Origin of the sequence: Kitasatospora sp. NPDC127035 (assembly GCF_042726075.1) — a bacterium.
In the GTDB taxonomy this organism is placed as follows: Bacteria; Actinomycetota; Actinomycetes; order Streptomycetales; family Streptomycetaceae; genus Kitasatospora.
This window is the reverse complement of sequence record NZ_JBHXDN010000002.1, coordinates 238,507-241,807: the sequence shown is the minus strand read 5'-3', so window position 1 is coordinate 241,807 and position 3,301 is coordinate 238,507. Positions and strand designations below refer to the sequence as shown.

Below are 3,301 nucleotides of genomic sequence, written 5' to 3'. Positions count from 1 at the left end.
GCGATGAGGCACTGCTCATCGCGGGGAGCCCCCGGCCGGTCACGGCGCCGCCGGCCCGAGGCCCGCGCCACGGTGGGATCACGGTCCGGCACCCGGCGCTCAGGGCGCTTCCGCCGCCCGGCACACCGGGCGCGTTCGCCCGGGCCGAAGGCGGTGTGGAATCGTCCGCGTGTCCCCGGAGTCAGCGCACCGGCATCGACATGTAGACCGCACGTCGCCCGTAGGACGCGGGGACGGCCACCTCTCGGTGCGAGCGGTAGCCGATGATCCGCAGCAGGATGTCCGCCCCGCGCACCGCGACCATCGAGATCTGCTGGAAGCCCATCTCCTCCGCCCGCGCCCGGAAGTACCGCATGAACCCCAGCGCGACCTCCCGGCCGCGCAGGTCCTCGGCGATCACCAGGTCGTGCACGTGCAGGTTGTCCGACTCGAACGCGGCGTCCTCCGCCCGGGAGAGGTCGGGGCAGCGCAGCGGCGGGTACGGCAGGCTCAGCAGGTAGCCGCGGACGGTGCCGTTCTGCTCCAGCACGAAGCAGGTCTCCGGCGAGCCGACAGCACGGGACTGCAGCGCCTCCCGGCCCTCCGACAGGCCGTCGGCCGCGTAGGCGTCGTGCTCCAGCACGACCACGGCGTCCCAGTCGTCGTCGGTCAGCTGCCGTATCAGGAAGTCCTCGGTCACCCGGTCGCCCCGTCCACGGCGGGGTAGAGGCCCTCCGCGTGGGCCGCGGCCGCCATGCCCGCCCAGGCCTCCACCAGCACCACCCAGCGCGCGGCGTCCTCCTGGGCGTCGTCCAGGAGCTGCTGTCGCTGCCCGGCCACCACGTCCGCGAGCTCGGCGTACTTGCCGCCCAGCTTGCGGTAGGAGCGGTCCAGGACGTCCAGGCAGTGCTCGTTCCCGGCCCGGTCCCAGTCGACGCTGCCCCGCGCCAGTTCGAGGATCGGCTCGATCTTCAGCCCGTGCCGCTCGTCCAGCAGCCCGCGGCCGAGGTCGATCATCCCGCCGTAGACCGGGTAGAGGTACAGCATCGAGAGCAGGAGCTTGACGAACCCCATCTGGTACGAGATGAAGCCGTCGCCGATGCGGCGCTCGGGCGTGTAGTAGTTGACGATGTGGCGGTTGTGGACGACGCCGGGCAGCTTGGCGTGGACCAGGGCGTGCAGCAGGACGTAGTCGCAGCCGAGGGTCCTGATCGACGGCAGCAGCGGCAGCACCTCGTAGGCCCGGTGGTCCAGGGCGACGTTGCACATGAAGACGTTCCAGATGTCGGGCACGCCGAGGACGGAGTCGTCGGCGCTGAACGGCTCGGTGCCGGTGCCCCTGAAGGAGACGTCCACCATCGCGTCCCTGTCCTCGTCCGGCCACACCGGCGGGGTCCACAGGCGCACCACGTCGCGGTAGATGTCCGGGTCGATCTCGCGGATCTCGCCGATGTCCACGTTGAGTTCGCCGGTGAAGGAGCCGCTGACCAGCAGCACCGGCTTGTCGGCGTCGGCCGGGTCGAGCTCGGAGCGGGTCACGCCGGCCACCGCCTCGCCGGCCGGCTTGCCGATCGAGAGCAGCTCGTGGTGGATCGGGAAGACCTTCTGACCGTCGAGGACCTGGAAGTCGGCGTCGTCGTTGCGCAGGTGCGCCGAGGTGCAGCCCAGGGCGGCCGCGCCCAGGAAGATCCGGTTGACGCAGGAACCGTAGGCGACGGCCGGCGGGAGCATCAGTTCGAGCAGCAACTCGGGGTCGGGGGCGCCGGACTGCTCCGCCACCCGACGCAGGAACACCCGCTGCTGCGCCTCGCCGAGGTGGTGGACGAACACACCGGGGGCGGGGTCCAGCGAGGCCACGGCGTCCGCGTTCTTCGCGAATCCGGCGGGGTCGGTGGAGTCGGTGGTGTCGAGGATGAGGATGTGTACCTCGACCCCGAAGTTCGCGACGGCGAAGGCCGCCTCCTCGGCGAGGTCCACGATGGTGCCGGGGCAGGAACGCATGGTGGGCAGGGCGAGGCAGACTCGTTGCATGGTGTGGGGTTCTCCGTCTGATCGTCGGGTTCGGTACAGCGGTTGTCAGGAACGGCGCTTCGGTGCGGGGTGGTTGACGATGGGTCGGTCGTGTGCGACGCCGGTCGGGGTGGCGGCGGGGGCGGCACGCGGGACGACGTGGTTGCTGCCGACACTCCCGGTGGCCGACGGCAGCGGTACGTGCTCGTACGCGTTCGGCGCGGGGAGGAGCTCGCCGACGGTCCTGGCGCTGTCGGTGAAGGCGGCGTCGCCCGAGGGGGCCGGGACCGGGGAGCGGACCTCCGCGCCGGAGTTCCCCGCCGCGCATGCGGCCTCCTTGCCCATGGCCGCGATCGTGGCGGGACGGGCGCGGCTGGTCGGCAGGGCCGAACAGGTTCTGCGCACGCGGCGTCTCCAATCGATCGTCAGACCCATGTGCCCGTCCGAGGACAGGGCATGGCAATGCCCGCAAGGCTCGCTCAAAGCCGCGGTGAAGTAGTTGAGTTGAGGGGGCGCTGGTGAGTCACGAGCGGCGTCGGCGCCGGGTTGCGGGGCCCCGCCGGACTCATCTGGATGACCTTAAATCACCACGGTGGACTAGACCAACTTCGGTGTCAACGGGATGCTTTCAGGGATCGGGCGGTGCGCGCCGACACTGCCCGATTGGGCAGACGGCCCTGCCCTCGCACGGACTCCATCAGGGCCCGCCGGGCGGGGGCAACGCGCAGGTCGGCCCACGTGCGGCGGCTCGGGCGGCGTCCGGGACCGGTCCCTGCCGCAGGTGCGCTCGACACGGAGCCGGGGCCGTCCGCGGCAGAGATGACGAGGGGATGGAGATGCCGAGGAGATTCGGGTGTTTGGAAACCCCGACGCGGTGAAGACGAGTGGCGTCACCGGCTGCACTCGTCGAGACTCATCGAGGTAGGAGAAGCGCATGGGCGTCATCGCATGGATTCTGATCGGACTGTTCGCGGGCCTCATCGCCAAGGCGCTGATGCCGGGCAAGGACCCGGGGGGCATCATCGTGACGATCCTCATCGGCATTGCGGGCGGGCTGCTCGGCGGCTGGCTGGGCAAGGTGATATTCGGCGTCGACTCCATCGACGGCTTCTTCGACCTCTCCACCTGGATCGCCGCCATCGCAGGCTCGGTCATCCTCCTCGTCCTCTACCGACTGCTCACCGGTAACAAGCGCCACCATCGCCACGCCTGAGAAGTCACTGGGTAACTGATCGACTTCGTGGTGTGACGCACATGGCGGTGTTATTAGCGGCCCAACAGCCCCGAACATCAACCCCCAGTGGCTGGGGGT

General features: G+C 70.2%; 4 protein-coding genes. 1 reads left to right on the top strand and 3 read right to left on the bottom strand.

Annotated elements, in window-relative coordinates:
- Positions 1–181 precede the first annotated feature (181 nt).
- From ACFWIC_RS02035 to ACFWIC_RS02025, 3 genes are read right to left on the bottom strand one after another with little or no spacing between them, the layout of a single operon-like run.
- Positions 182–679: a GNAT family N-acetyltransferase gene (locus tag ACFWIC_RS02035; RefSeq protein ID WP_380364657.1), complete on the bottom strand. Its 498-nt coding sequence runs from the start codon at positions 677–679 to the stop codon at positions 182–184.
- Positions 676–2,010, bottom strand: a complete 1,335-nt coding sequence (locus ACFWIC_RS02030; RefSeq protein WP_329881648.1) for a DUF6271 family protein — start codon at positions 2,008–2,010, stop codon at positions 676–678. The genes ACFWIC_RS02035 and ACFWIC_RS02030 overlap by 4 nt, the downstream gene beginning before the upstream one ends.
- Before the next feature lie 45 nt (positions 2,011–2,055).
- Positions 2,056–2,394, bottom strand: coding sequence for a DUF6271 family protein (locus ACFWIC_RS02025; protein ID WP_380364654.1), 339 nt, complete (start codon positions 2,392–2,394; stop codon positions 2,056–2,058).
- Between the two features lie 529 nt (positions 2,395–2,923).
- Between ACFWIC_RS02025 and ACFWIC_RS02020 the strand changes: the two genes are divergently transcribed.
- Positions 2,924–3,202, top strand: coding sequence for a GlsB/YeaQ/YmgE family stress response membrane protein (locus ACFWIC_RS02020; RefSeq protein WP_380364652.1), 279 nt, complete (start codon positions 2,924–2,926; stop codon positions 3,200–3,202).
- Positions 3,203–3,301: the final 99 nt, after the last annotated feature.